The organism is bacterium, from assembly GCA_035528375.1.
Lineage (GTDB): Bacteria > RBG-13-66-14 > RBG-13-66-14 > RBG-13-66-14 > RBG-13-66-14 > RBG-13-66-14.
The window spans coordinates 1-26210 of the sequence record DATKYS010000092.1 but is presented as its reverse complement, the minus strand read 5'-3'; the positions used below and the strand labels follow the sequence as shown (position 1 = coordinate 26210).

The following is a 26210-nucleotide window of genomic DNA, read 5'->3' as shown; positions in this document are numbered from 1 at the left end:
AAGGGATACCTTTGTGTTCCTGGACCATCCTTAGTCTCATCTACAACGCTAGATAAAGGACTTACGGGGATGCTATCATGTCACATGAACTGGAGGCATGGTGGCAAACAAAGAGTCCGAGGATCGGCATGTCAAATGTCCGCATTGCGGCTTCCGCAGCCACTATCGGCTGACCGACGGACGACGGATGTGCAGGCGATGCCGCAGGAAGTTCACCCACAGGCCCCTGCGCCGCGGTCTATCCGACTCGAAGCTCGAACAGATAGCCGAGTTGTTCTGGCTGGAGGTCCCCGCCGCCAGAGCCGCCAAGAAAGTTGGTGCGCACCCCAACACCGTAGCCAAATACTACCATCGGATTAGACAGCGTATAACCGAGGAGCGCCGGCAAGAGTTTAAGAAGCTCGAAGGGCCGGTGGAGGCCGACGAATCCTACTTCGGCGGCGTGCGCAAAGGCAAGCGCGGCCGGGGCGCCGCCGGGAAGATACCCGTCTTCGGCCTGTTGAAGCGCGGCGGCGAGGTGCGGGTGATACTGCCCAAACGCTGCGACGGCGAACAACTCCTCGGCGCCATCCTCGCCAACGTCGAGCTGGACTCCATCGTCTACACCGACGGCTACTCGGCCTACAACAAGCTGTCGCTCAAAGGCTTCCATCACGAGCGCGTCAATCACGGGGAGACCTTCACCGACGGACGCAGCCACATAAACGGCATCGAGAACTTCTGGGGCTACGCCAAGCGGCGGCTGAAGGTCTATCACGGCGGCTTCAAGCGAAACTTCCACCTGTTCATCAGAGAAATGGAGTTCCGCTTCAACCACCGAAACGACCCGGATATGCTACCCTATCTGAAAAGCATCCTCTTTGGTCCATGAACGTGTGTGATGCCATTTTCTTATAAAAGGGGCGGCCCGACGGCCGCCCTTATTCGTCCGCTGAAACCCCTATTCGCTGTAGGTCAGCGTCTCGTCGCAGAGCTTCTTGTCGTAGGGATCGGTCCAGATGCCGTCCCAGTCGTCCCCCGATGGTGAGTAAACGGTCAGGAACGGCCCCGTGGCCAGGACCAGATACCCGTCCACCACCGCGCCTATCCCCTCGTAGATTTCGGTCTCGCCTTCGGTGGGGGTGACGGTCTGGCGGCAGGCGACGATGTCCCCCTTGGACTGCATCTGGTAGGTTCCCTCGTAGGTCTCGCCCTCGGTGTTGGTCCCCCGGCAGGAGAAGTCGCCGTCCCTGGGGAGCCGTCCCAGCTCGGGCGGGTCAGGCGGCCGGGCCCCGCCGCTCACGATGTCCACGTCCAGGACGGTGGTGGAGCCCCAGGTGACCCACCGTCCCCCCATGGCCCCCTCGCCCACGGTGAAGACGCCCAGCCAGGGCTCGGCGGGGTCGGGGATGGAGAGCGCCAGGTACTTCTCGCCGAAGACGAGCGCCGGGGCCTCGAAGGGCTCGCCGTCGGTCTCCCACCGGGCGATGTAGAAGCCGTCCTCCTGCTCGGTGAGCGTGAAGTCGTTGTCCACGAAGAAGGTCATCACGTCGAGCTTGGCGTCGTCGGGGGTGAGGATTTCCGAGGCCAGGGCGCCGGCCGACCGGTCCACCCACATGCCGACCCAGTCCTCGCCCGCCCGCTGGAAAATCGTCAGGAAGCCGGCGGTGTTCATGACCAGGTAATCGCCCACCTGGGCGGCGGTGCCGATGAGCGTCGTCTCGCTCTCGGTCCCGGGGTTGATGATTTGCGAGAGGTTGATGGACTTCCCGCAGGGGGCGAGGCCGTAGTAGGCGAGGTAGGGCCCGCCCGAGCCGTCCACGCCGAGGGCGTTGAGGGTCAGGCTCGTATCCAGGGGGGTGACCTCCGGCGCTTCGGGAGCCGTCTTCCCCCCAGCGGTGAAGGAGGTGGCGGTGCTCTCGGTGTCGCCGAAGAAGAAGAGGTGTCCCCCCAGGGCGCCCGAACCCACGGTGAAGATGTAGAGCGGGTTGCCGTCCACCGGCTCGGCCACGGCGAAGTAGCTTTCCCCGAAGGCCGCCCCCACGCCGGTCAGGCTCTGCTCGGTGCCCTTGTCGTCGGTCCAGCGCCACGTCACGTCGTACCATCCGCCCGGCGTCCGCTCGAGCTCCACCGGGTAGGTGTCCGTGGCGCCGTCGGCGTAGGTGGTGACGTTGTCGTAGCTTCCGCTCAGGTCCCGCTCGACGTTGACCAGGGCGGCGGGATCGGTGTCGGCCAGGACCAGGGAGTACTCCCCGGAGACGTCCAGCTCCGTGTTTAGGACGCCGGCCCCCCCGCAACCGGCGAGAAGGGCCGCCGCCGTCAGCAGGGCGACGGTGAAAATCGGGCTGACTCGCATCGAACCTCCCTTCGTGCGGCGCGGGGCCCTACCCGGGGCCCCCGCAATCCATCAATAATTCGTCTCTTTAGTGCAGCTGGCCCTCAAGCTCGTGGCTCGCGTTCCAGCCCGCCTGGTACTCGGCGTCCACGAAATACACCAGAAGGTCGGCCTGGTACTCGGCGTCCACGTAGTAAATCGTGAAGTCCGCCTGGTACTCGGCGTCCACGAAGTACCAGAGGCCGTCCTCGTCGGCCTGGTACTCGGCGTCCACCACGTACACCAGCCCCGCCGCCGCCGGCAGGGTGAGCGCGGCCAGGAAGAGGACCAGCAGCTTTTTCACGGTTCCTCCTTGATTGTACTGAAGGCATGACAAAGGGTTGATCGAAGTGCTATTTCTCCGTCTGGTTTTGGCGGGCCCTCGTCTCCACCGATTCACTCGTGGAACACCTGGGCGGTGAAGGTGTAGAGCTCGGCGCCCCGCTTCCAGGCGTCGGGCGGGAGTCCGGCCTTGCGGCAGGTGTGGGTCAGGAACTCCTCGTGGTCCCACCCCTGCTCCGAGGGGACCTGGGGCAGGAGGAGACCCGACCGGCCTTCCTGTCTCACCACGAGGCCGTGGCGGCCGACGGTGACCCGGCTCGGGTCGTCGCACCTGGCCAGGGGCGATAGCGCGCTTATCTCGAGGCGCAGGTTTTCCAGCTCCCCGGCCGTCACGGGGGGGAAACGGGGGTCGCCGGTGGCCGCCGCCACCGCCATCTCCCGCACCGCCTTCCATAGCGGCACGACGGGCTCCACGTAGCCGATGCAGCCCCGGAGCTGGCCGCCTTCGGTCAGGGTGACGAAGGCGCCGCGCTTCTGCCGCAGCCGGGCCGAGGGCTCGGTCAGCTCGGGCGGCTTCCGTCCGGCGAAGTGGTTTTCCAGGGCCTCGCGGGCCAGGTGCAGCAACTGCCGCCTCTCCTCCCGATCCAGATCGTGGGCTTCCTCTTTCGGGCCGGGCATGTGGAACACGGCGGAAAGGTAGCCGACGACCTGCCGCCGGTCGCCGGTGACGTCGCCCGAGGTGGCGTAGGAGATGACACGGGCGAGGGTGGCCCCCACGCCGTGGGCGTAGAACATCGCCGCCGCCATGGGGCCCGCGCCGCAGGCCGCCGCCCGCTCGCACTCCACGGACTCGAGCAGCTTCTCCGGCTCCAGCATCCGCACGTGGCCCGCGACCACCCCGTCCAGGACCCGGGCCATCGAGTCCTCGTGGTAGTGGGAGAGATCGCTCGAGGCCGCGACCAGGGTGTCCGCGCCGCCGAGGGACTCGGCCAGCGCCGCGCCCAGCCCCCGGGCCGTTTCCACGTCCTGGGAGCCCATCAAGAGCGGCACGAGCTTCGTCCCGGGCAGGGCGAGCTGGATGAAGGGGAGTTGCACTTCCAGGGAGTGCTCGAGGCCGTGGGCGGGGGTTACGGATTCCAGTGGGTAGGCGGCGGCCAGCGCCGCCAAGGCCTCCAGGTCCACCTCGACGAGACCGAGCGGCGTTTCGTAGGCCTCACCCACGAAGGCCGACACGCCGTCGAAGGGCACCCGGTGGCTGGGGGCGATGACCACAACGCGCCGGAAGGCGTTCTCGCCGATGGAGGCGTAGGCGCCGGCGGCGATGGCGCCCGAGTAAACGTACCCCGCGTGGGGCGCGATGAGGGCGCGGACACCCAAGAGCGGTTCGGCTCCGGCCCGCTGGAGTAGTTGGGTGACCTGGCGGCGCAGGGAATCCGCGGGCGCGGGGTAGAAGCTCCCGGCCACCGCCGGGGCGCGCACCTTCCCCGCAGCCTTCTTCTTCAGCGTTTCAAGATCCCACTGCATCTCAACCACCTAACGTGGATTACACTCGATTATACTGCTACTACGATGGATTATACAAAAATGGCATTTTTTATAATCATTACGCTAGTGGCTTGTTCGTAACCCGGACAATGTCTAAAGCTACATACAGCTTCGGTTGTTTGGTTTCAGCCACCTCATGTAGGATTCCTCGCTCGACCAATCCGTGCACACAATACTGGGCTCCCTGGTATGTTCTGTAACCCACCAAACGCTGAACTAGGGGTATGGATATGATTGGCTGCTTAAAGAGCATATCTACCAGCACCATCGGTTTGTTTGAGCCGAGATTTTCTACGTTGCGGTGCCAACGGGACTGCAAGTCGAGAAGCTGATGGAATCTTTGAGTAGCGTCCAGGGCCTGTTCTCTGACACCGCGCAGAAAGAATTTCAACCAACCAGACCAATCACCTTCCGTGCTTATCCGGTTCAGGGATTTGTTGTATTCATCGCGATTTCTTTCAAGATATGCGCTCAGATATAAAAGAGGCAGCGGTAGGAGTTCCCAGAACACGGTTAAAAGCGAGATTAACAACCTGCCCACCCTTCCGTTTCCGTCGCTGAAAGGGTGAATCGCTTCGAACTGATAATGTATCAATGCAAGCCGGATAAGCCGGTCATCGTCAGATGAGCCGTGAATGTACTTTTCTAAGCCATCCAGGGATTCGTGCATCTCGGTGATGAGCGGTGGTATGTACCTGGCTTCCTCGATGGTCGAACCCAGCTTCCCGATGAAGTTCTGGTTACGGCGGAATTCACCTGGAGCGGCTTGCGATCCACGCACACGGTACATCAAGCGTTTGTGCAGCTCACGGATCAACCGCAACGATATCGGAAATTCGGTATGGCGTTTCAGGCCGTAGTTCATCGCCGCCACATAATTCACAACCTCACGTAAATCCCTCTGAGCGGGTTCACCGGGTTGGACGGGAAGCCGTAGCTGACCGCCCTGGTACGCCAGTAGCTCTTCGATTTCCGTTTCCGTACCTTCGATCTTCGACGAGAGTACAGCTTCACGATTCATAAAGGGACGGACGAAAAGGTTTGGATCGGGTGTCATCCGAGCCAACCCCCGAAGCTCGCCCAAGGCTCCGTTGGCTTCGACGAGAAGATTTATCATCTCTTTATCATAATCTATCTTCGGTGGTAGTGGCTCGGGAATGAAAGCGAAAACTTCCTCATGAAGCTTGAAATAGCGCCCCGATGGTGTCTTTTCTAGATTCATATCCTGTTTGTATAAGGTGCGTAAATAAAAGCCTAAGAACCTCTAGTGGTACTAACTCGGCCCTTCCAAATCGGCGTACAAGTTTATCGGTTATACCCCGAAGTTGCTCTCAATCGCTGTGATTGTACTTGAAAAATGGATATCGTGTGAGGGATTATCAGCCCTCGAGGAGCACGCCCGTGGCCATGCGGCCCGCCGCCTCCCCCAGGGCCCGGTGGCTCCAGTAGCGGTCGCTTCGGCACCGGGTGCAGTCGCCCGAGGCCGTGATCCGGTCCGGGTCCACCCCGCGCGCAAGGAGCTGGTGCCGGACGAGGCCGGGGAGGTCCAGACGGGGGCCGCCGTCCGGAACCCGGCGGACGAACCGCTCCCCCCAGCGACAGGCGATTTCGTCGGCGATTGCGTCCGATACCTCGTAACAGCAGGGTCCGATACCGGGGCCCACGTGCGCGAAGAGGGAGGGCGGCTCCGCACCGAAGCGCCGCTCGATGAACTCCAGCGCCGCTCCCACCGTGTCGGCCAGGGCGCCCCGGCGGCCGGCATGGACCGCCCCCGCCACGCTCCCCCCCTCGTCGGCCAGGAGGACCGGGATGCAGTCGGCGGTGAGGACGACCACGGCGAGCCCCTTTTTACCCGTGACCAGGGCGTCGGCCCGGGGATAGGGGAGGGAGGTGGGGCCACGGGCGTGGTAAACCTCGCGGCCGTGGACCTGGTGTGCCCGGGCTATTCCCGCCCCCGGCGCGACCCCGTCCAGGAGTTCGCGGACGGTGTCCAGGGGGTCGTCGGCGGGATTTCCCGCCCGCAGGGTGGTGAACCCCGTCGCCGGTCCGACCCGGAATACATCCCAGCGGGCGCCCCTCACCGCCGGACCTCGACGGAGAGACCGGGGAACGTCTCGGCGAGCCGTGCGATGCTCGGGCTGTCCTCGGCCGGCGTCTCCTCGGTGTCGGGCACCCGCGCGTTGATGCGGATGTTCGCCGGTCCGAAGCGGGTGAAGCTGACCCGGGTGAGCTCGATTTCGGGGAGCCGGTGAATCCCCACCAACACCCGCTGGAAGTCGTTCAGGTCGCCCTTGAGGCTGAAGCGCACGAGGATGCAGTTCACCCTGCGCCCAAGCTCGGGGTGGTGGTGGAGGTAGCGGCGGATGGCGTGACGGGCGTGGGAGGTCTTCGCGAACCGGAGCCAGCCGGGCCTGGGGTGAATCTCCTCGGAGGTCAGCACCTCGACCCGGTCGCCGGCCGACAGCACGTGGTTCAGGGGCTCCGACCGTCCGTTCACCATGGCGCCCGAGCAAGTCAGGCCCAGGTCGGTGTGGATGCGGAAGGCGAGGTCGAGCACCGTGGAGCCCACTGGCAGGTCCAGCGCCTCCCCCTTGGGGGTGATGACGAAAATCTGCTCGGCGAAGAGGTCCACCTTGACCGCGCTGGCGAAGGTGCGGGCGTTGACGGACTGCTTTTCCCAGTCCACGATCCGCCGCAGCCAGAGAAGCTCGTCGTCGAGATCGGCGTCGAAACCGGCCTCCTTGTAAAAGAAGTGGGCGGCCACGCCGTATTCGGCGATGAAGTTCATCTCCTCGGTGCGTATCTGGACCTCTATGCGGCGGCCGAGACGGCCGTGAACCGCCGTGTGCAGCGACTGGTACCGGTTGGGCTTCGGGTTGGCGATGTAGTCGGAGAAGGCGCCGGCGATGGGGCGCCACAGGCTGTGGATGATGCCCAGCACGCTGTAGCAGTCGCGCACCTGCCGCGTGATGACCCGGATTCCCAACAGGTCCACCATGTGCTCCGGCGACTCGCCCTTCTCTATCATCTTGCGGTAGATGGAGTAGATGTGCTTGGGGCGGCCGAAGACGGTCGCCTGAATCTCCAGCTCCTCCAGCTTTTGCTTCAGCTCCTCGATGACCTCGCCCAGGATGGCCTCCTGCTCCGGCCTCCCGGTGCGGACGATCTCCGTCAGGTTGGCGTGCACCTCGGGGTGGAGGTACATGAGCGCCCGGTCCTCCATCTCCCACCGCAGCTTGGCGACGCCGAGGCGGTGGGCCAGGGGGGCGTAGATTTCCAGGGTCTCCAGGGCCTTCTCGCGGCGCTTCTCCGGGGGCATGTGCTGGAGGGTGCGCATGTTGTGGAGGCGGTCGGCGAGTTTGATTAAAAGGATTCGCGGGTCGTGCTGGGCGGCCAGGAGCAGCCGACGGAGGGTCGCCGAGGGCCCGGCCCGGGCCGACCTCTCCGCCTTGGCCTCCTGGGTCAGCCCCTGGACGAGGTGGTACACCCCCTCGCCGAACTCCTCCATGATTTCCAGTCCGCCGACGTTCGTGTCCTCGAGGGTGTCGTGAAGGATGCCGGCGATGACCGTTTCGGCGTCACCCCCCAGCTCGGCCAGGATGTAGGCCACCTCGACTGCGTGGATTAAAAAGGGGTCGCCGGAGCGGCGGCGCTGCCCTCGATGGGCCTTGGCGGCCAGACGGTAGGCCTCGTCGAGCTGCTCGAGCCACTCCTCCCCGGTGCGGGGGCGCAGGAGGGCGAGGGTGTCCTCGAAGACGTGGCGGCAGGCGGTGAGGTTCATAGCGGTATAGATAGAGGATTGCGATACCAGTATACCTCATCCCCGCCGCCCCCTCAATCCGCCGCGGGACGGCGCGTTGCATGGGGGTGGGGTGATGACGAAACGGGCGGGTGTGGACACCCGCCCCTACGATAATCCGCGAATCAGACCCGTAGGGGCGATGAGTCCACGGTCGCCCGCGGGCCGACCTGAACGGCGTGCCGTCGGTCGGCCCCTACGTCATCGCAGCGAGGCACGGACCGGGGTGAAGGCTGCCTTATTCCCCCTCCTCCCTTGGGGGGGAGGGTAAGTGGAGGGTGGTAAAACGGCGGGGATTTGCCGGGGGCATAGCTCGCTACGCTCGGTTAAAATCCCCGCCCTACATTTGGGTTCACGGCGGTTGACACAATCACGGGCGGGTCTGGACACCCGCCCCTACGATAATCCGCGAATCAGACCCGTAGGGGCGACCGTCCACGGTCGCCCGCGGGCCGACCTGAACGGCGTGCCGTCGGTCGGCCCCTACGTCATCGCAAACGAGGGTGAGGGGTAAAATACGGCGGCCCGCATCCCCCCTCTCCCAGTGTGAGAGGGGATGGGGGTGAGGGCTACCTTTGAAAAAAACGGCGGGGATATGTATCTGCGACCGAAGGTAATCCCCGCCCTACAAATCATCCAACGTCTGAACGACGCCCCCTACCCCGCGCCCTCGAACAGGTACTCCCGCGTGGCCGCCACCAGCTCGTCCAGGCGCCCCTCGTCGTATGCTTCGGCGTACATGCGAACCACCGGCTCCGTCCCCGAGGGCCGCAGCATCACCCAGCAGTCGTCGGCCAACAGGAGCTTGAGGCCGTCGGTGCGGTCCACCCCGCGCACCGCCACCCCGGCGAAGGTCTCCGGCGGCTCACCGGCCAGGCGCTGCCGGATAAGTGGCGCCAGCTCATCGGTCAGGCGGAGGTTCAGCCGCCCGTCCAGATACCGGCGCCCGGCCTCCACGTAGAGGTCCTCGATGAGCTGACGGACGGTCCGCCCGCTGCGGGCGAGCATCTCGGCCACGATGGAGCAGGCGAGGATGCCGTCCTTGTCCAGGACGTGGTCCCGGAAGCAGATGCCGGAAGACTCCTCGCCGCCGATTACCACCTTCCCCGTCGCCACCCACGCCGCGAGGTGTTTTATCCCCACCGGCGTCTGGAAGACCTCCCGGCCGAGCTTGGCCGCCAGGGCGTCCACGAGGTGGGTGGTGGCCACGGAGCGGGCGATGCCGCCCTCCCAGCCCCGGTGCCGCGCCAGGTGCCAGAAGACCAGCGCCAGTATCATGTTCGAGTTCACGTAGTGCCCGGTGGAATCCACCACCCCGAAACGGTCCGCGTCGCCGTCGCAGGCCAGCCCGATGACGGCGTCGGAGTCCCGCACCGCCTGGGACAGCTCATCCAGGCTGCGACCGCTGGGCTCGGGGGTATGGCCGCCGAAGAAGGCGTCGCGGTAAGCGTGGAGGACCTTGACCTCGCAGCCGTGGTCCATGAGAAATTCGGGCAGGTATCCCCGGCAGGTGCCGTAGAGGCAATCCACGACCACCTTCTGGGGATTGGCCTCCAGGGCCTGGACGTCCACTATCTCCTCGATTCGGGCCAGGTAGGGCTCCCTCGCCGAAACCAGGGCGCAGTCCGGGCGCTCGAGGAGGTCGTCGCGCTCGATCGGCCCCTCCCCCCGGACCTCGACCTCGCCCCGCAGGATTTCCTCGATGCGGTCGGTGACCGTGGTCGGCGCCGCGGCGCCCGTCGCCGGCGAGAACTTCAGGCCGCAGTATTGGGGCGGGTTGTGGCTGGCGGTGATGTTGACCGCCCCGCCCAGGACGCCGGTGACCACGGCGTGGGCGATGGCCGGGGTTGGCGCATCGCGGTCGGTGAGCCGAACCCCGACGCCGTGGCGCAGGAACTCGTCGGCGGCGCACCAGGCGAAGCGGTCGGCCAGGAAACGGGTGTCGTAGCTGACCAGAACGCCCTTCCCGGTGTCGCCCGTCTCCCCCAGGTGTTGCGCGATGGCGGCGACGACGCGGCGGACGTTGGCGAAGGTGAACTCCTCGGCGATGAGCGCCCGCCAGCCTGAGGTCCCGAATTTGATGGCCATGGAGCCCCTCCCGCGGCATTTAAAAAACTAGGTTAATTCAGCCCCGCCGGGCTGTCAAGGAATACGGCGAGCCCGGGACGGCCGACGCCCTCGAAAACCGGGCCCCTCCCGCGAGCTTGCCGCCCGCCGGCCGCTGTGCTAGTATTTGCTCCGCTACGCGACGCGACCCACCGGGAAGGCGGACCATGCTCTACGAGGACGGCGTCCCCACCCCGGAGGACCTCCAGAAGGTGCGGCCCTCCCCGGAGGACCTCGCCCGGGGCCCCGTGGTGGTCATCGAGTGCTTCCAGGAAATACCATGCGACCCCTGCCACACCAACTGCAAGTCGGGCTGCATTCTCCCCTTCGAGGACCTGAACGACCTGCCGCGCACCGATCCCTCCCTGTGCGACGGCTGCGGCGTCTGCGTGGCGGCCTGCCCGGGCCTGGCGGTCTTCGTCGTGGACATGACCGCCGGGGGGGAGGGCCGCGCCGTCGTCCAGATACCCTGGGAGTACATCCCCGTCCCGGAGAAGGGACGGGAGGTGGTGCTGACCGACCGGGCCGGGAAGCCCATCGGCAAGGGCGTGTGCCTCAAGGCCGTGCGCTTCCGCGACCGCACCTACGTCCTGCACCTCTCGGTGCCCGCGGAGCTGGCGATGGAGGCGCGGGGGATTGACCGTCGGGCCCTCGCCGAAACGCCCGCGTAAAGTCGGCCGATTAGTCGCGGCTCCGACGGGCGTTGGTTTCAGCCTCGAAAACGTAAACGATACCTCCCCCCTCGGAAGACCATGACCCAAGACGACTCCATCATCATCTGCCGCTGCGAGGACATCACCCTGGGCGAGATAAAACGGGCCGTCGCCCTGGGCTACGCCACCGTGGACGAGATCAAGCACTTCCTGCGGGCCGGGATGGGCCCGTGCCAGGGGCGCACCTGCGGGCATCTGGTGGCCCAGGTCATCGCCCGCGAGACGGGACGGCCCGTGGCGGAGGTCTGGCCCATGCGCGCCCGGCCGCCCTACCACCTCGTCCCCTTCTCCACCATCCTGGCCGAGTCCGGAGAGGCCGTCGCCTTCTCGAAAGGGGGCGACTAGCCGTGGGGAAGACCTACGACGCGGTCATCGTCGGCGCCGGGGTCATCGGCACCGCCGTCGGTTACTACCTCGCCCTCCGAGGCATCCGGGACGTGTTGATCCTGGACAAGGGGTACGTCTCCGGCGGGGCCACGGGCCGCTGCGGGGCGGGCGTCCGTCAGCAGTGGGGCCTCGAGATGAACTGCCGACTGGCCAAGATGTCCGTGGACATGTTCGCCGGGCTCTCCGACGAGCTGGGCGAGGACATCGAGTTCGAGCAGTCGGGCTACCTGGTGCTGGCCTACGACGACGATACCGTCGAGCTCTACAAAAAAAACCTGAAGCTGCAGAACTCCCTGGGCATCCCGGCGCGGTTGGTTGCCCCCGGGGAGGCCCGGGAGATCGTGCCGGTCCTGAACATCGAGGGCCTGGTCGCCGCCACCCACTGCCCCACCGACGGCCACGCCGACCCGTTCAAGACCAACTTCGCCTACGCCCACGCCGCCGTGCGCTCCGGCTGCGAGCTGCACACCTTCGAGGAGGCCACGGCCATCGAAACCGACGGCTCGGGCATCCAAGCGGTGGTGACGGACAGGGGGCGCTACGCGACGCGGACGGTGGTGAACTGCGCCGGGGGGCACGCGGCGGAGGTGGGCAAACTGGCCGGGCTGAAACTCGACTGCTTCCCCGAGCGGCACCAGATACTCGTAACCGAGCCCTACGAGCGGCTCTTTGACCCCATGGTCATCAGCTTCGCCCACCACCTCTACTGCCAGCAGGTGGTGCACGGCGCCTTCATCATGGGGCTGGGGATGCCCGAGGCGCCGGGCTTCAACGATGACTCGGGCTGGGAGTTCATCGAGGCCATGGCCCGGGCGGTGACCAGCATCCTGCCGATTCTGGCCGGCGTGCGGGTCATCCGGCAGTGGGCCGGGCTCTACACGAAAACGCCCGACGCCCAGCCCATCCTGGGGGAGCACCCGGACCTTCCCGGTTTCTACAACGCCGTGGGCTTCTCCGGGCACGGGTTCATGATCGCCCCCGCCACGGCCAAGCTCACCGCCGAGGCGGTCGCCTGCGGCTGCACGCCGGAGCTCATCGCGCCGCTGGACGCCAAGCGCTTCGAGCGCGGCGACCTGGTCCTGGAGCCCAACGTGGTGTAGGAGGAGGTATGGAAAGCGAGATAATTTTCTACATAGAAGAGTCCGCCGAGGGAGGCCTGGAGGCCAAGGCTCTAGGGTACTCCATCTTCACCGAGGCCGAGACGTACGAGGAACTGCGGCGGATGATCGAAGACGCCGTCCGGTGCCACTTTGACGAGGGGGAAAGTCCACGTCTGATCAGGTTGCATTACGTCAAAGAAGAGGTGATCGCTCTGTGAAGCTTCCCCGGGACGTAAGCGGGGTGAAGCTGGCCAGACGGCTGGGTAAATTGGGTTACGTGGTTACGAGACAAACTGGTAGTCATATTCGGCTGGCGAAAGAGGATGATAAAAAAACAGTATAACGGTGCCAAATCACAAGCCTTTGAAGATGGGGACCCTGCGCGGTATTTTAAGGGACATCGCGAAAAACACCGGGATTTCTGTGGGCGAGCTGATCAGAATCCTGTTCTAAGTCCGGGCACGTTTACAAAAGTGTGTGTCCATACCCGCCCGCTATTATTTATCCACCGCCGGTAGCCTCAATGTAGGGCGGGGACTTTTGTCCCCGCCGTTCCCGCATCCGACCCTCACCCTAACCCTCTCCCTAAAAGGGAGAGGGGACACGCGGCGGCCCGTTGAAGGGCCGCCATACACAATTGCCCTCGCCCCCTTGGGGGGAGGGGACATTGCTAATACTTGTACCCCCTGGCCTCCTCCTCGGTGAACTCCACCCCCAGACCCTGGGCGACCCGGTTGGCGAAGTTGAAGTAGCTCGCCGTCAGGTTGAGGTTGAGAATCTCCTTGTCGGAGAACCCCTGCCCGCGCAGGAGGTCAATGTCCTCCTCGGAAACCTCGGCGGGCGTGAGGGTCAGCTTGATGACGTAGGCGAGCATGGCCTGGACCCTCTCCGGCAGCTCCACGGTCTCGATGTCCTCGGCGAAGAGCTCGACCAGCTCGCGGTCCTTCCAGTAGTGGAAGAGCGCCTCGGCGTGATGGCGGACGCAGTAATCGCAGCCGTTTATCTTCGAGACGACGACCCCGATCATCTCACGCTCCACCCGGCTCAGGCCCTTCTTGGAGAACATGATCGAGAGGTAGAACTCCATGTGGGTTTCGATGGAGCGCGGATCGAGGCTCTGCACCTTCATGATGTTGGAGAGCTTGCCCCTCCGACGCTCGATGTAGGTGTAGATTTCATTGAGCATCGGGTCCGCCTCGGTTTTCTCTAGCACCTTGATCCAGGCCATGTCGCTCCTTCTACTCGCGGGTGCGGGTGAGCTCGCAGAAAAGGCTGGACGAATCCACCACGGTGAACCGCACGTCGGCCCCGAGCCCGCGGGTCAGCCCGCGGAACTCCTCCTCCCCCACCGTCTCCGCCCGGAAGCCGTCCCGGCAGACGATCACGCCGTCGCCGGTGCGCCCCTCGTCTATTTCCCCCAACAGGCCGGCCTCGGATTGCCGCCGAAACCACTCCAGGCGGTGGTCCCAGAACTCCGCGGCGTAGCTTGCGAAGAGGGCGGTTCCGCCGGGTCGCGTGACGCGGAGGGCCTCTTCAATCAGAATTCTCCGGTCCGCCCCGAAGGCCGAGACGCCGTTCTGGGCGCAGACCACCACGTCGAAAGAACCGTCGTAAAAACCGAGCGCGGCGGCGTCCATGCAGGCCAGGCCGATGTTCGGTCCCCCCGCCAGGCGAAGGCTTTCCGGGGAGGTGTCTACCCCCACCGCGCGGCGCGCCCGGCCGGCCATCGGTTGCAAAATCCTCCCGTAGCCGCAGCCCAGCTCGAGCACCGTATCGCCCGGGGCGATGCGGCTCAGGACGTGCCCGATCTCGGCCTCCAGGTAGCGCCTCACCCGGGGCGGGGCCAGCTCGTAGCAACGCCGGAGCCTCTCCGCCGACAGCTTCTCGGTGTAGTATCGCCCGGACATCCCGCCTCACCGCACCACGGCGAAGCGGTGATTCACCGCGGCGGTCGCCGTTTCCAGGCGCAGGATGTATACCCCCGACGTGAGCCCCGCGGTGTCGGCCGTCACGCGGTGGCTTCCCTCGGTCAGCTCCCCGGTGAAGATGACGATCACACGGCGCCCGGCCAGGTCGTAAACCGTCAACGTGACGGGCCGTCCGGCGTCGGGCCCGGAGATGACCACCTCGAAGTCAATCCGGTCGTCGGCGGGTGAGGGCCAGGGGAGGTCCAGCGAGCTTTCGCTTTTCAGGGGAAGGGCGCCCCCGCCGTCGTCCACGTACACCTCGACGGGGTCGAAGCGCACCCGGTCACCGTCCGCCGTCTCGGCCTCCACCAGGTAGCGCACCCGGCCCGACGGCGGCTCGCGGTCCAGGTAGCTCCCCTCCAGACAGTCTATCGGCTCCGGGTGCAGCGGCTCCCAGGGGCCGGGCTCCTCGCCGGGGACCCGCCCCCGGGCCAGCGCCGAGCGGAAGGCGGCGTCGTGCATCCCCAGGTAGTCGCCGGTCGCCGTGGTGGGCGCAAAACCCTGGCGGTAGAGGTACACCCCCGCCGCGCCGTTGCCCACACGCCAGGACAAGAGCACGCCGTCCTCGCGCGGCAGCGCCCGGAAAGCGTAGAGCTCCAGGACGCCGTCGTTGCGCAAAAGGACGTTGGGCTCCGTGTTCGACCAGTCGGTCTGCGCTAGGTCCAGGTCGGTGGAGTAGGTGTAAGAAATTTCGACCTCGGCGCCCGCGGGCGGCGCCGTCCCCAGCGACACCCATCCCTCCTGGCGGCCGCAGCACCACGCGCCCCGCGGCAGGGGGACGCCGTTCACCCGCACCTCGTCCACGCTCCGCACGGGCATCACCTCGAGGCGTAAGCACTTGGCTGCGCCGTCACCCGTGAACCACTCCCGTCCCGACGTCAGTCCGTCGTCGTCGTAGTCCTCGAAGAGGAGCGCCTCGGTGACCGGGTCGTAGCCGAAGTCGGAGAGCCAGTCGGGCTCGGGATTGAAGCGACCTCCGCGGTTCTCATAAATCCGGATGGGGCTCCACCAACCCCCGAGCGCCAGGTCCAGGTCGCCGTCGGCGTCCAGGTCCGCCAGCGCGGCGTAGGAGCTCATCTCGACGTCGGCGGAGACCCAGTCCGGTTCGGCGTCGAACATCCCGTCGTCGGAGAGGTGAATGAGGTCCACCTGCCCCTCACCGATCTGGTTGTTGTCGGCCAGAACGAGGTCGAGCCAGCCGTCGCCGTTCAGGTCCCCGGCGGCGATTTTCAGGGTGTCCCACTCCGGTGAGTCCTCCCACCCCGGCGTCTCGGCCAGGCCGTCGCCCGTGCCGAAGAAGACGGCGTTGGAGCCGTGCTCGGCGGCAGCCGCCAGGTCCAGGTAACCGTCGTCGTCGAAGTCGCCGAAGAGGACGTCCATCCAGTAGGAGCTCTTCTCCGATTCCCAGGCCGGAACGGGCCTCAGGACGCCCCCCTCGTTCTCGTACACGCGCAGCGGCTCGGCGCGCAGGACGTAATCAATGCCGCCGGCCACGGCCAGGTCAGCGTCGCCGTCCGAGTCGTAATCGCCCCAGGCGAGGCCGAAGGCGTTGTGGGCCGGTCCGCCCTCCCAGGAGGGCGCAGTCTCGAAGGTCGTCCCGAGGTTCGCGTACAGGGCGTCGTACCCGAAGGTCCAGTCGGGGTAGCCGCCGCCCAGCAGCGTCACCGCCAGGTCGGGGTCGCCGTCCGCATCGAAGTCGCAGCACTCGAGATGGCCGTGGTACTCGAGCGCCTCGCCGAACCAGGCGGGCTCGGGGTCCAGTCCCTCCGGCGCGTTGGAGTAAACCGCGCAGTACTCGCGCCGCATGTCGTTGCCGTTGGAGACGACCAGGTCCACCCGGCCGTCGCCGTCCACGTCGGCCCAGTCGCAGCCGGTGGAGCGGGGGTATTCGCCCTCGATCAGGTCCTCGGACTCCCAGACGGGGGTGGTGGTGAGGTTGATCCCGGCCGGGGCGAGGGTCGGCAGGAGGAGGAAGACGGTGGCGATTAGGCGCATTGTCCGGCGGACGTTTTTTTGCGTTCGTCTGATTATACACCAGGGGGGGCGGGGCGGTCTTTCAGCTCGATGACCCGCCCGGCGCCGCCCTCGGTCCAGGCCCGGGGGTACAGGCGTTTGATTTCGCCCCCGTGCGCGGTGCAGTGGGTGGCGCAGACGAGCGCCAGGCCCGCGAGGGCGTCGAAATCGCTGAACCGGTGGAGCCCGCCGATGAGCGCTCGGGGACGGTCGTACCGCTCCGCCCGGCGCAGAATGGTGCCCACCCCGGAGTGGGAGCAGCCGACGACGACCGCCAGGCCGCCCTCGACTTCCACCAAGAGCGACTGCTCCACGTCCTTGAGCTCGCCCGTGGAGCGGAGTCCCGGGCCCAGCTCCACCGGCGGCCGCACCCGGACGACTTCCCGGTCCGCCGGCGCCTCGCGCCACGATTCCGGCGCGTACAGCCGGGCCGTCGCGTTGTGCTCCAGGAAGGCCTCCAGGCCGCCGGTGTGGTCCCAGTGGGCGTGGGAGATGAAGACGGTGTCCACGGCGGCGGGGTCGAGGCCCAGGCGGTCCATGTTGCCCAGGAGGATGTCGCCCCGGGCGCCTGTGTCGAAAAGGATGCGCCGCCCGTGCGCCTCCACGAGGCAGGCGAAGCCCCAGTCGGCCCGCAGGTCGCCGCGGGCGGCCTCGTTGTCGTAAATTATCGTCAACCGCACGGTTCAGTCCTCCAGTACGGCGTCGGCCTCGATCTCCACCAGCCACTCCGGCTCGAGGAGCCCCTTCACTCCGACGAAGGTGCAGGCGGGCCTGATTTCACGGAAATACTCGCCGTGGGCCCGGGCGGCCTCGGGCCAGCGGGCGGCGTCGGTGAGGTACACCCGGGTGCGGATGACGTTCTCCCGCTCCGCCCCCAGGTCCTTCAGGGCTTTCTCGATTATCTCCAGGCAGCGCAGGGTCTGGCGGTAGAGGTCGCCGGGGTGGGCGGGGGAGCCGTCGGGGGCAATGGGGGCGGTGCCGGCCACGGCGATGTACCGCCCGATCCGCCGCGCCCGGGAGAAGCCCGTCGGGTCCTCGTAGGGCGAGCCGGAGCCGACGTTGGTTCCAACCATTCCCGCCTCCGTTATTTTAGGGGGTGAGCTCGAAGAAGAGCGCGCCCGTCACCGGGTTCGGCCGGTAGGGCTCGATTTCGACGAAACCAGGGGGGCGGTAGAGGGCGACCGGCCGCAGGTCTCCGGGGACGGTGTCCAGGCGCATTGCGCTGTACCCGGCTTCCCGGACGCGCTCCAGATTCTCCGGTCCCTCCGCGTCCCTGCTGGTGAGTCTCACCACGGTCGGGGGTTAGGCTAGAACTTCTTCCGGAGCCCGCCGGCTTCCTTCCGCCGGTCCACGATGAGCTCGCCCGCCACCCCCACGTTCTCCGGCGGGTTCTCGTGGATCAAGACGACGACGTCCTCGATGTTGTACACGGCGCGGGTCGCGTCGTAGAGCGCCTTGACCAGCAGGCGCTTCTTCTCTATCTCCAAGGGCGGTCCTTCCACGGTGACGTTCGGCATATCTCACCCTTTCTCGTTCGGCTCCCGGCCGTAGACCTGGGGAGGGGCCAGCAGGTCGGGAAACCTCTCCCGCAGGGCCTGGCGGACCAGGTAGCAGTAGTGACACTCGTCCACGAAACGATCTCCGATTTCGACGCCGTACTCCCGGGCCAGCTCGGCGGGTCCGCCCCGGACCAGCGGGCCGCAGATTGGATGCCCCGCCGCGTCGTAAGATGATACCAACTCACAGAGCGGCGTTTTTAAGAAATTGCCCAGCGAGAGGCCCTGGCAGAGGTGCACGTGGCCGAAGGGGTCGAGGTGGACCCGCCCGGGGTGCTCCAGGTCCTCGTGGGGGCAGGAGGTCATCTCCCCGGCGGGCCTGGTGGGCAGGCCTTCGGTGAGCTTCTCCGCCGCGCGGCCGCGGAGCATGCTCCCGCCCCCCACTACCGGCTCGCCCTTCGCGCCGGTCCGCTCCACGGCGGGACGCTCGATGCAGATGGCGCACGCGGGGAGGCCCAGCTCCAGGGCGGCGGCCAGCGCTACGCTCCCCGGCGTTTGTTCACCCTCGCAGTGGAATGCATCGTCGCTCAGTGAGAGGTCCTCCAGCCCCAGGGCGATGAAGGGCTCCAGCCACAGCTTGGCGTCCTCCACGCCGGCGGCCCAGTAAGCGTTGGTGACCACCCCCGTCCGGAAGCCCCGCTCCCGCGCCAGCCGCACCCCCTCCACCAGCAGCGGGTGGAAGAGGGTGGGCTCGCCGCCCTCGAAGTACACCCACTCCAGCGAGGGGATTTTCCGCGCGTCGTCGAGGGTCTCCCGCAGCCGCGCCAGGGTGAAGGTCCCCTCCGACCTGGGCGAGCAGAAGAGGAAGCAGTGGTCGCACTCCCAGTTACAGGTGTAGGTCAGGAGAAAATGTATGCCGGTCAGCATGGCCGCCCTACGCCGGGGGATGGGGGATCAAGCACAGGAAGCGCAGCGTCACCCGGCCGGTGTTTTTGAAGTTGTGCTCCTCGCCGCCGGGGACGAAAATCACGCTCCCCGGCCCGAGGGATTTTTCCCCCTCCTTCCCCGCGACCACGCCGGTCCCTTCAAGGACGTAGACCTCGTGCTCCCAGGGGTGGGAGTGGTACGGCGTGCGGCCGCCGGGGTCCACCTCGATCTCGCGCATGGCGAAAGTCGGGGCCCCGTCCTCCCCGGCGATGAGCCAGCGGATGCGCGCGCCTTCGGCGCCTGTCTCTGTTATGGCGTCCTGGTGTACGTCAACCCTCCGGCGGATGAGCATCGGACCTCCTAAAAAATTTCCAGGTCGCGGCCGGAGACGACTTCCCCGTCGTAGCCGGAGCGGACCTCCTCCACGAGCTCCTCCTCGGTCGCCCCCCAGAAAAGCTGGTGGTAGAGGACCAGGAGTCGGGGCCCGGTTTTCCGCGCAATCTCCCCCAGCTCCACGGCCGAGGTGTGCATCTTCTTGTGGTAGCGTCGCCACGCGGGCGGCCTTCTCTCCAGCCCCGCCGCCGAGTATACCTCGTGGACCAACAGGTCGCACCCCCGGGCCTTTTCGACGAGCAGGGCGCAGGGCGCCGTGTCCCCCGAGACGACGACCGTCCGGTCCCGGGCGGTGAATTTGTAGCCGAAGGCGGGCCAGGAGCCGTGGTCCACTCCGAAGGCCTCGATTTCGATTTCGTCGTCCCGGAGAAAGACACCCGGCTCGATTTCGCGGGCCTCCACGCGGTGCCCGGTGCGGTTCGCCGGTTCCGGACCCTCCACGCGCTCCCGGACGTCCTCGGCGTAGGCGGCCAGGATATTCTCGGTCATGGCCGCCAGGCCGCGGGGTCCGTAAACACTCAGCGGCTCCTCCCGCCCCAGGGTCCAGGGGGTGAGGATGAGGTCGGGGTAGCCGGCGGTGTGGTCGGAGTGGAGGTGGGTGAGGAGGGCGGTGTTCAACCCGGTCACGTCGAGTCCCGCGGCGACGGCCCGCCGCACCACCCCGGGGCCGAAGTCCACCAGGTACGCTTTGTCCCCTACAACCACCGCCACGGCCGGCCCCGAGCGGTCGGGCTCGGCGTTGGGCGTCCCCGTGCCCAGAAGGATGACCGAGATTCCAGGGGACATGGGTGGCCCCGTCCTTCTTGGTCCCGCGTCCGTGTCGTCGCCCACGAAAAAACCCCGGGCCGGGGTTTTTTTTAAAATAGGGAAAAGCGCACCCGCTAGAGCTCCTTCACGAGCCGCTCGAGGAGCTCCAGACCCGCGGCCTCGGCCTTCTTCGCCGCCTGGAGCGCGTCCACGGCGGTGCGGCGGCGCTTCTCATCCTCCATGTACTCCGGCTTCATGGTGAAGAAGGGGAAGGTGTCCGCGACCTTTTTAAGGTTTTCCGCCACGGCCTTGTAGTAGCCGGCGGCCTTGTAGAAGTGGGCCATCAGTTGGCCGCTGAACTTCTCCGCCGCCTCCCGGAGGAAGGCGTGGGCGAAGCTGCGGCACTCGCCCCACACCGCGGCGTTGTACGCCGTGCCCCAACCGTCGGCGGTCGCGTCGCTCAGGGCGCGGATCCAGTAATCGTAGCCGTCCAGGCCGGCCCGGTAACCGGGATAAATCCACCTTTTCGGGTTCCGGGCGTGCTCCACGGCGAATCCCAGCGCCTCCTTCACCGCGGTCTTCAGCTCGGCCGGGTCGCACCGCTTCACCGTGTACATCTCGAGGCAGCCGATCCGAGTGTCGCCCACCTCCCGCCAGGGCTTGGGCCCCTTGCCCTCGTCGCACTTGGGGCCCGAGAAGAAGTAGCCGCGGTCGTCGTAGCCGTAGATGATGTAGAACTCGGGGATGTCCAGCTCCCAGCCGTAGCAGGGAATCCCGGCGTCGAGCGCCGCCTTGACGTTGTTCCAGGCGAGCTCCTGCTTTTTCTCGAAATCGCGGTCCGCCTTGACCGCCGTAATTACCTCTTCGGCGTACCCCGCGTTCTTCCCCAGCCTCGACAGCGTCTCCGTGTTCCAGGCGGTGGGCCCGCTGGCGCAGACCCGCTCGTGCACGTTGATGATGAAGGCGTGGCCGGTGAGGCCGAAGAGCCAGGCGTCGGACATCTCGACGCCCAGGTGTTCCAGGCAGCCCTTGACGCAGCCGAGGTGGGAGGTCCACATGCACTTCCAGCGGAGGTTTTCGAGTATTTTTCCCACGTCGTCCCCTTCGCGGTCGCTTGAGAAAAAGGGTCGTCTTATTTACAAAAACTTTAATATCCGGGGTGGTCCGCCGTCAACGCGATTCGTCCCCAAGTTGTTGGTTTTAATGGCACTTAGCTTAGTAACGGCCCGGTTCCCGTGCCCATTCGGCTTTTGGCACGCTCATGGGCGAAAGCGCCTGGGTCTCGAAAACCTCGCTCATGGATTACCGGCCGGTTTTGAGCTTGGGCGCCGTTGAGGAGCCCCAGGAGCGGACCCGCGCAGACCGGCACCTCGATAACGACTCCCCAACTTCTACGCCGGGGGGAGCCGTTTGAGCAGCTCCTCCATCGCCGCGAGCCCGGCGGCCTCGGCCCCGCGCGCCTTGGTCAGGGCCTCGATGGCGGCCCGGCGCCGATCCTCGTACTCGATATACGCCGGCTTGACCGCGAAGAAGGGGAAGGTGTCGGCGACGACGCGCAGGCTCTCGGTCACCGTCCGGTAGTGGCGCGCCGCCTCGTCGAAGAGGGGTCCGGTGTCGCCGCCGATCCGCCCCTTCGCCTCCTGGAGGAACTTCACGCCGTTCGAGCGGCAGGTGTACCAGACCACGGAGTTGTACGCCATGCCGAAGCCCTCGGCGGTGTTGTCCGCCACGGCCTTGATCCAGGCGTCGTAGCCGGCCAGCCCCGACCGGTACCCCGGGTATATCCATCCCGCCGGGTTCCGCGCGTGCTCCAGGACGAAGGCGAGGGCGTCGCGCACCGTGACGAGGTCGTCGGCGGGAGTGCCCTTTTTCAGGGCGTAGACCTCGATGCATCCGATGGGGGTCGTGCCCAGGCTGGCCCAGGGCTTGGGTCCACGCCCCGCTTCCCGGCGCGGTCCCGAGTAGTGGTATCCCGCCTCATCGTAGCCGTGGATGACGTAGAACTCGGGTATCTCTAGCTCCCAGCCGTAGCAGGGCCGGGATTCGTCCAGAGCCAGTTTCACCATCTCCCAGGCCGATCTCTGCTTTTCCGTGAAATCCGAGTCCCCCTTGAGCGCGAAGACGCCCTCGACGGTGTAGCCGAGGTTTCTCCCGAGCTCGTGGAGCGCGCGGGTGTTCCAGGCGGTGGGGCCGCTGGGGCAGACGGCGTCGTGGATGTTCAGGATGAAGGCGTGGCCTGTGGCGCCGAAGAGCCACGGCTCGGACACGCCCAGGCCCAGGTAGTCCAGGCAGCCCTTGAGCGCACCGAGGTGCGACACCCACATCCGCTGCCAGCGCAGGTTTTCCAGGAACTTGGCCATCGGTTTTTTTAGTCTCCGCTGCGTCCGCGTTTTTAAAAACGGACACACAAAACCAAGGATAACCCGTCTCCCGCCCTTAATCAAGTGGGAATTCGCCTTTACAGGGTGATCCGGGGTGCAATACAATCATTTAAGGGGAGCCTGTCCGGCGGGGGGAGGGTCGTGAATCGGAAATCTCTGCACCTCATCCTGCCCGCGCTGTTGCTCGCCGCCGGCTGCTACATGGACAACATGACCACGGCCCGGACCGCGGGCGCTGGAAAGGTGGACCTGACCGTGCCCGCCACTCTACGTAACCGCTGACTCCGGGGGGCACGCGGAGTCCTCGGAGAGCTCCCGGCTCATCGCCGACTACACCGTCTTCGGGTTTGATGTTTACAGTTTACCGCCGGTCAGCTCATTCGGCCTTGGCGCACAGTTCATCTTCCAGGCGCGGCCCGGCGGGGCGTTGCATTTATCGCCGCCGCCCGCTATAATCCCCCCCTGACTGGCTTTTTTTACCCCTACAAGCGAGGCGTGCCATGCGCAAATTCCTTCTCTTTTCCCTCTGCGCCACCGTCCTTTTCGGTCTCACGGCCTGCACCGAGGGGGCCGAGGCGGGGAACAAGGTTGACGTGGGTCAGATTCTGGAGGCGGCCGACACGGCCCTGGCCGAGGGGCGCTACGATGAAGCCGAGCTGGACTACCGCCTCGTCCTGAGCCTGGGCGCCGTCGAGGAGCACCTGACCCGGGCCCGGGAGGGGCTCAACTCCGCCGTGGCCGAGCGCTGCTACCGTGTGGCCTACAGGAATTTCGAGGACGAGCAGTCCCTCTCGATGCTCATGGGTCCGCAGCAGGGGATGAGCAAGGAGCAGATGAGCCGCGCGCAGCTCGGGCTGGACATCATCAGCTCGCCCCTGACCTCCGCGGGTCTGGCGGCCCTCAACGAAGGTCTGGCGGCCGACCCCCTCCACCCGGGGCTGAACTACCTCCTGGGGCTCACCTATGCCCAGTATGGCGCCACGGATAAGGCGGAGGCGCAGTTCACATACTGCGACAAAATCGCCCCCGACCACTGGGCGGGTCCCCGGGGCCTGGCCCAGATTTACTCGCAGACCGGCCGGATGACCGAGGCCATGGCCGAGGCCGAGATAGCCTTGACCCGCGCCACCGACCCCGTGGACCAGATGGCCGCCTACGAGATGCTCATCCAGTTCAGCTTCAACCCCGCCAAACCCGACGCGCACAAGACCTACCTGAAGGAAGCCAAGGAGAAGTTTCCCGAATACGGCGACCCCCTGGCGCTGGAGGCGATGCTCGTCCTGCTTTCCGGCGGGGCGACCCCGGACCTGGCCGCGGGGGTTCCCCTCGCCGAGGAGGCGCTGTCGAAGCCCTTCCTGAGCGATGGCAACCGGCTGACCCTGGTGCAGAACATGGCGGTGCTCTACGCCCAGCTCGGCCGCTTCGATGACGCCCTGTCGCTCATCGAGGAGCACGTGCGTAACGGGGGAAGGCTTTCCATAGCCCTCCTGCAGGTCCTCTCCCAGCTGGCGATTTTCCAGATGTCCCAGTAGGCGCCATCACCGTGTGCCTGAATGTAGGGCGGGGACCGAAATCCCCGCCCTACATTTGGGCGCACGTCGGTGAATAATTAAACGGGCGGGTGTGGACACCCGCCCCTACGTCCATCCTACGCGAATCCCACCCGTAGGGGCGACCGTCCACGGTCGCCCTTCGGTCGCAGATACCCATCCACGCCGCTCCACCCCCCTCCCTAAACCTCCTCCCAGAGAGGGGAGGGGAAAAGCGACAAGCTCCCACACGCGGCGGCACCTTAAAAAAACGGGACCCTTTCGGTTCCCGTTGATTCCATCGTCCACGCCCCTACGCGTCGCCGAACTGCTCCTTCATCTCCAGGTAGTTCATGAAACGCTCGAGGTGCTCCATGGAGTAAACGGTCATATCGTCGCCCTTCATCTCGAGCACCCGGGCGCGCACCAGCGTGTCCAGAATCTCCTCCACCTTGGGCTTGGGCAGCCCGACCATGCCCACCAGCTCCTTGATGGAAAAATCCTTGTCGAGCTTTATCCCGCCCCCGACCTTGGGTTCGCCGTGCTTCTGGGTCAGGAGCATCAGCGTCCCGGTGACGCGGGAGGAGTTGTCGCGGTAGAGAAGTGTTTTGATCTTGCGGTCGGCCTCGCGCAGCCGGTTGGACATCTTGCGCAGGATGCGCATGATGAGCTTGGGGTTGGTGGAAATCTGCGACTCGAAGATGTCGCTGGAGAGGACGATGACGTTGGAGTCCTCCATGGCCTTGGCCGTGGCGGAGCGGGGCTGGTTGTCTATGATGGCCATCTCGCCGAAGAACTCGCCGCCGGTGAGGACCGCCAGGGTGGTCTCCACGTCACGGCTCATCTTGGTGATGGAGACCTTGCCGGATTGGATGATGAACATCTCATTCCCGATGTCGCCCTCTTTGCAGATAACCTCGCCCTTCTTGAAGGTCTTGCCGAACTTCTTGAAGACCTCGTCGCTCATGCGCATGGCGCGGTCCTTTCCCGGTAGAAAATTGACGCCCGCGGCGGGATTGACGGAGGAAGTATAGCACAAAGGGGAAGGAGTTTCAGTCGGTGGTAAAAGGCTCCGGGCCGGGTCTAATCCAGCACCAGCCCCGCCGGCTCCTCCCCCCGGGCGGCGGCCTCGATCCGGTCCCGGAAGCGCTCGTTGGGCGGGATGAAATAGGGCACGGCCAGCCCCTCGTAGACCAGGAGCGGACAGACCTCGACGCCGTCCACCACGGGGTAGCCCAGCACGCGGCCGTACTTGTCGAAGACGACCTCGTCGAAGTAGAGGGTAACCCACCGTCCGCCCACGAGGCGGATCAGGCGGTCCCGGGCTTCGTCGAACCCCGCCTCGCCGCGCTCCGGGGTGTCTATCCCCAGCAGGCGGACTTTGCCGATACCGCCGCAGACGATGGTGTCGCCGTCCACCACGCGCTCCACGTAGTACTCGCCGCTCCCGCCGGGCTCCAGTCGGGCGGGCGAGGTGGAGACGTTGGCCAGGATGACCGCCGCCGCGGCGACGAGCAGGAGAGCGCCGAATATCACCCGGCCGTGGCTTTTCGGTTCCTTCTCCATTTTTCAGCGCGAGCGGACGACCCCCACCCTGGGGCAGAACACCCCCACGGGGCAGTCGGAGCAGTGTGGGGAGACCGGCTGGCAGCGGTTGCGACCGAAGACCACCAGGAGCGAGTTCAGCACAATCCAGTACCGCCGGGGGAGCTTCTCCCGCAGCGCCGTCTCCGTCCGGTCCGGGGTCCCGGTCCGCACGTAGCCCCAGCGGTTGACCACGCGGTGGACGTGGGTGTCCACGCAGATGCCCGGCTTGCCGTGGCCCACGGTGACGACGAGGTTGGCGGTTTTGCGGCCCACGCCCTTGAGCTTCACCAGTTCCTCGACGGTGTCGGGCACGCGGCCGCCGTGGTCCTCCGCGATTCTCCGGCTCACGTCGCGGATGGTTTCCCCTTTGCGGTTGTAGAAGCCCGCGGGGTAGATGGTCTTCGCGATGAGGCCGGGATCTAGACCGGCCATCCCCTCCGGCGTGTCGGCCAACCGGAACAGGCGCTCGGTGGCGGGGCCGGTGACCTCGTCCTTGGTGCGCAGGCTGATCAGGCAGCCGACGAGGACGCGGAAGGGGGCGTTTTTCCTGACGTTGGCGGGGGCGGGGTGGTAGGCGTCGGGGTCCAGGGGCGGCGGGCCCTGCCAGCGGCCCTCCCGATCCACGGTGAGCGGCTTCTCGCCGGAAACCTCCCGGGCCACCAGGGTGAGGACGACGTCGATTGAAAATTGTAACATTTATAATATTAAGCTCTTACGATGCCTTGGGGATCTGACCTGGAACCTTGCATTAATTTAGGGATACCTTTGTGTTCCTGGACCATCCTTAGTCTCATCTACAACGCTAGATAAAGGACTTACGGGGATGCTATCATGTCACATGAACTGGAGGCATGGTGGCAAACAAAGAGTCCGAGGATCGGCATG

Annotated in this window: 30 protein-coding genes; 8 read left to right on the top strand and 22 right to left on the bottom strand. The window is 66.0% G+C overall.

Features of this window, described 5'->3' with window-relative positions; translation table 11 throughout:
• Window positions 1-100: 100 nt before the first annotated feature.
• Complete coding sequence (locus VM054_07315; GenBank protein HUT98866.1) at window positions 101-871, top strand: IS1595 family transposase; 771 nt, start codon at window positions 101-103, stop codon at window positions 869-871.
• Between the two features lie 69 nt (window positions 872-940).
• Here the strand turns inward: VM054_07315 and VM054_07310 are convergent, their stop codons facing one another.
• The 7 genes from VM054_07310 to VM054_07280 all read right to left on the bottom strand — a co-directional run bounded on the left by VM054_07310 (window position 941) and on the right by VM054_07280 (window position 10067).
• On the bottom strand, window positions 941-2335 hold the full coding sequence (locus VM054_07310; GenBank protein HUT98865.1) for a hypothetical protein: 1395 nt from the start codon (window positions 2333-2335) through the stop codon (window positions 941-943).
• Window positions 2336-2402: 67 nt separating this feature from the next.
• Window positions 2403-2657: a DUF6150 family protein gene (locus tag VM054_07305; protein HUT98864.1), complete on the bottom strand. Its 255-nt coding sequence runs from the start codon at window positions 2655-2657 to the stop codon at window positions 2403-2405.
• A gap of 92 nt (window positions 2658-2749) precedes the next feature.
• Window positions 2750-4159 (bottom strand): AmmeMemoRadiSam system protein B, encoded by a 1410-nt coding sequence (amrB, locus tag VM054_07300; protein HUT98863.1) that lies wholly within the window; start codon window positions 4157-4159, stop codon window positions 2750-2752.
• A 79-nt stretch (window positions 4160-4238) separates the two neighbouring features.
• A complete protein-coding gene (locus tag VM054_07295) occupies window positions 4239-5402 on the bottom strand; it encodes a Fic/DOC family N-terminal domain-containing protein (GenBank protein HUT98862.1) in 1164 nt (387 codons plus the stop codon).
• Between the two features lie 157 nt (window positions 5403-5559).
• Window positions 5560-6261 carry a polyphenol oxidase family protein gene (locus tag VM054_07290; GenBank protein ID HUT98861.1) on the bottom strand — a complete coding sequence of 234 codons (702 nt, stop codon included), beginning with the start codon at window positions 6259-6261 and terminating at the stop codon, window positions 5560-5562.
• Window positions 6258-7961 (bottom strand): RelA/SpoT family protein, encoded by a 1704-nt coding sequence (locus tag VM054_07285; protein HUT98860.1) that lies wholly within the window; start codon window positions 7959-7961, stop codon window positions 6258-6260. The genes VM054_07290 and VM054_07285 overlap by 4 nt, the downstream gene beginning before the upstream one ends.
• Before the next feature lie 675 nt (window positions 7962-8636).
• Window positions 8637-10067, bottom strand: a complete 1431-nt coding sequence (locus VM054_07280; GenBank protein HUT98859.1) for a phosphoglucomutase/phosphomannomutase family protein — start codon at window positions 10065-10067, stop codon at window positions 8637-8639.
• A 185-nt stretch (window positions 10068-10252) separates the two neighbouring features.
• Between VM054_07280 and VM054_07275 the strand changes: the two genes are divergently transcribed.
• From VM054_07275 to VM054_07255, 5 genes are all read left to right on the top strand, one after another.
• Window positions 10253-10756 carry a 4Fe-4S binding protein gene (locus VM054_07275; protein ID HUT98858.1) on the top strand — a complete coding sequence of 168 codons (504 nt, stop codon included), beginning with the start codon at window positions 10253-10255 and terminating at the stop codon, window positions 10754-10756.
• A gap of 81 nt (window positions 10757-10837) precedes the next feature.
• Window positions 10838-11143, top strand: a complete 306-nt coding sequence (locus tag VM054_07270; protein ID HUT98857.1) for a (2Fe-2S)-binding protein — start codon at window positions 10838-10840, stop codon at window positions 11141-11143.
• A 2-nt stretch (window positions 11144-11145) separates the two neighbouring features.
• The gene (locus VM054_07265) at window positions 11146-12285 is read left to right on the top strand and encodes an FAD-binding oxidoreductase (GenBank protein HUT98856.1); all 1140 of its coding nucleotides are present in this window, start codon (window positions 11146-11148) and stop codon (window positions 12283-12285) included.
• 8 nt (window positions 12286-12293) lie between these two features.
• Window positions 12294-12503, top strand: a complete 210-nt coding sequence (locus tag VM054_07260; protein ID HUT98855.1) for a 2-oxoisovalerate dehydrogenase — start codon at window positions 12294-12296, stop codon at window positions 12501-12503.
• Window positions 12500-12628, top strand: coding sequence for a type II toxin-antitoxin system HicA family toxin (locus tag VM054_07255; protein HUT98854.1), 129 nt, complete (start codon window positions 12500-12502; stop codon window positions 12626-12628). The genes VM054_07260 and VM054_07255 overlap by 4 nt, the downstream gene beginning before the upstream one ends.
• 327 nt (window positions 12629-12955) lie before the next feature.
• Here the strand turns inward: VM054_07255 and VM054_07250 are convergent, their stop codons facing one another.
• From VM054_07250 to VM054_07195, 12 genes are all read right to left on the bottom strand, one after another.
• The gene (locus VM054_07250; protein HUT98853.1) at window positions 12956-13513 is read right to left on the bottom strand and encodes a peroxidase-related enzyme; all 558 of its coding nucleotides are present in this window, start codon (window positions 13511-13513) and stop codon (window positions 12956-12958) included.
• Window positions 13514-13523: 10 nt separating this feature from the next.
• Entirely contained in the window at window positions 13524-14192 is a 669-nt protein-coding gene (locus tag VM054_07245; protein ID HUT98852.1) for a class I SAM-dependent methyltransferase, read from the bottom strand.
• Window positions 14193-14198: 6 nt separating this feature from the next.
• On the bottom strand, window positions 14199-16247 hold the full coding sequence (locus VM054_07240; protein ID HUT98851.1) for an FG-GAP-like repeat-containing protein: 2049 nt from the start codon (window positions 16245-16247) through the stop codon (window positions 14199-14201).
• Between the two features lie 32 nt (window positions 16248-16279).
• Window positions 16280-16945, bottom strand: a complete 666-nt coding sequence (locus tag VM054_07235; GenBank protein ID HUT98850.1) for an MBL fold metallo-hydrolase — start codon at window positions 16943-16945, stop codon at window positions 16280-16282.
• A 3-nt stretch (window positions 16946-16948) separates the two neighbouring features.
• Entirely contained in the window at window positions 16949-17338 is a 390-nt protein-coding gene (locus VM054_07230) for a RidA family protein (protein ID HUT98849.1), read from the bottom strand.
• Between the two features lie 16 nt (window positions 17339-17354).
• A complete protein-coding gene (locus VM054_07225) occupies window positions 17355-17555 on the bottom strand; it encodes a hypothetical protein (protein HUT98848.1) in 201 nt (66 codons plus the stop codon).
• Window positions 17556-17572: 17 nt separating this feature from the next.
• Window positions 17573-17782, bottom strand: a complete 210-nt coding sequence (dmpI, locus tag VM054_07220; GenBank protein HUT98847.1) for a 4-oxalocrotonate tautomerase DmpI — start codon at window positions 17780-17782, stop codon at window positions 17573-17575.
• A gap of 3 nt (window positions 17783-17785) precedes the next feature.
• Window positions 17786-18688 (bottom strand): radical SAM protein, encoded by a 903-nt coding sequence (locus VM054_07215; protein HUT98846.1) that lies wholly within the window; start codon window positions 18686-18688, stop codon window positions 17786-17788.
• A 7-nt stretch (window positions 18689-18695) separates the two neighbouring features.
• On the bottom strand, window positions 18696-19040 hold the full coding sequence (locus VM054_07210; protein HUT98845.1) for a cupin domain-containing protein: 345 nt from the start codon (window positions 19038-19040) through the stop codon (window positions 18696-18698).
• A gap of 8 nt (window positions 19041-19048) precedes the next feature.
• A complete protein-coding gene (locus VM054_07205) occupies window positions 19049-19867 on the bottom strand; it encodes an MBL fold metallo-hydrolase (GenBank protein ID HUT98844.1) in 819 nt (272 codons plus the stop codon).
• A 95-nt stretch (window positions 19868-19962) separates the two neighbouring features.
• Entirely contained in the window at window positions 19963-20922 is a 960-nt protein-coding gene (locus tag VM054_07200; GenBank protein HUT98843.1) for a hypothetical protein, read from the bottom strand.
• 297 nt (window positions 20923-21219) lie between these two features.
• Window positions 21220-22188, bottom strand: a complete 969-nt coding sequence (locus VM054_07195) for a hypothetical protein (GenBank protein ID HUT98842.1) — start codon at window positions 22186-22188, stop codon at window positions 21220-21222.
• Window positions 22189-22350: 162 nt separating this feature from the next.
• Here VM054_07195 and VM054_07190 point away from each other — a divergent pair, with 162 nt between their 5' ends.
• Together VM054_07190 and VM054_07185 are read left to right on the top strand one after the other, a co-directional pair.
• Window positions 22351-22491: a hypothetical protein gene (locus VM054_07190; GenBank protein HUT98841.1), complete on the top strand. Its 141-nt coding sequence runs from the start codon at window positions 22351-22353 to the stop codon at window positions 22489-22491.
• Window positions 22492-22709: 218 nt separating this feature from the next.
• Entirely contained in the window at window positions 22710-23741 is a 1032-nt protein-coding gene (locus tag VM054_07185) for a hypothetical protein (GenBank protein HUT98840.1), read from the top strand.
• 310 nt (window positions 23742-24051) lie between these two features.
• Here VM054_07185 and VM054_07180 read toward each other — a convergent pair whose 3' ends face one another.
• The 3 genes from VM054_07180 to nth form a co-directional block, all read right to left on the bottom strand.
• On the bottom strand, window positions 24052-24711 hold the full coding sequence (locus tag VM054_07180; GenBank protein HUT98839.1) for a Crp/Fnr family transcriptional regulator: 660 nt from the start codon (window positions 24709-24711) through the stop codon (window positions 24052-24054).
• Window positions 24712-24821: 110 nt separating this feature from the next.
• The gene (locus VM054_07175) at window positions 24822-25304 is read right to left on the bottom strand and encodes a thermonuclease family protein (protein ID HUT98838.1); all 483 of its coding nucleotides are present in this window, start codon (window positions 25302-25304) and stop codon (window positions 24822-24824) included.
• A gap of 3 nt (window positions 25305-25307) precedes the next feature.
• Complete coding sequence (gene nth / locus VM054_07170) at window positions 25308-26021, bottom strand: endonuclease III (GenBank protein HUT98837.1); 714 nt, start codon at window positions 26019-26021, stop codon at window positions 25308-25310.
• Between the last annotated feature and the right edge of the window lie 189 nt (window positions 26022-26210).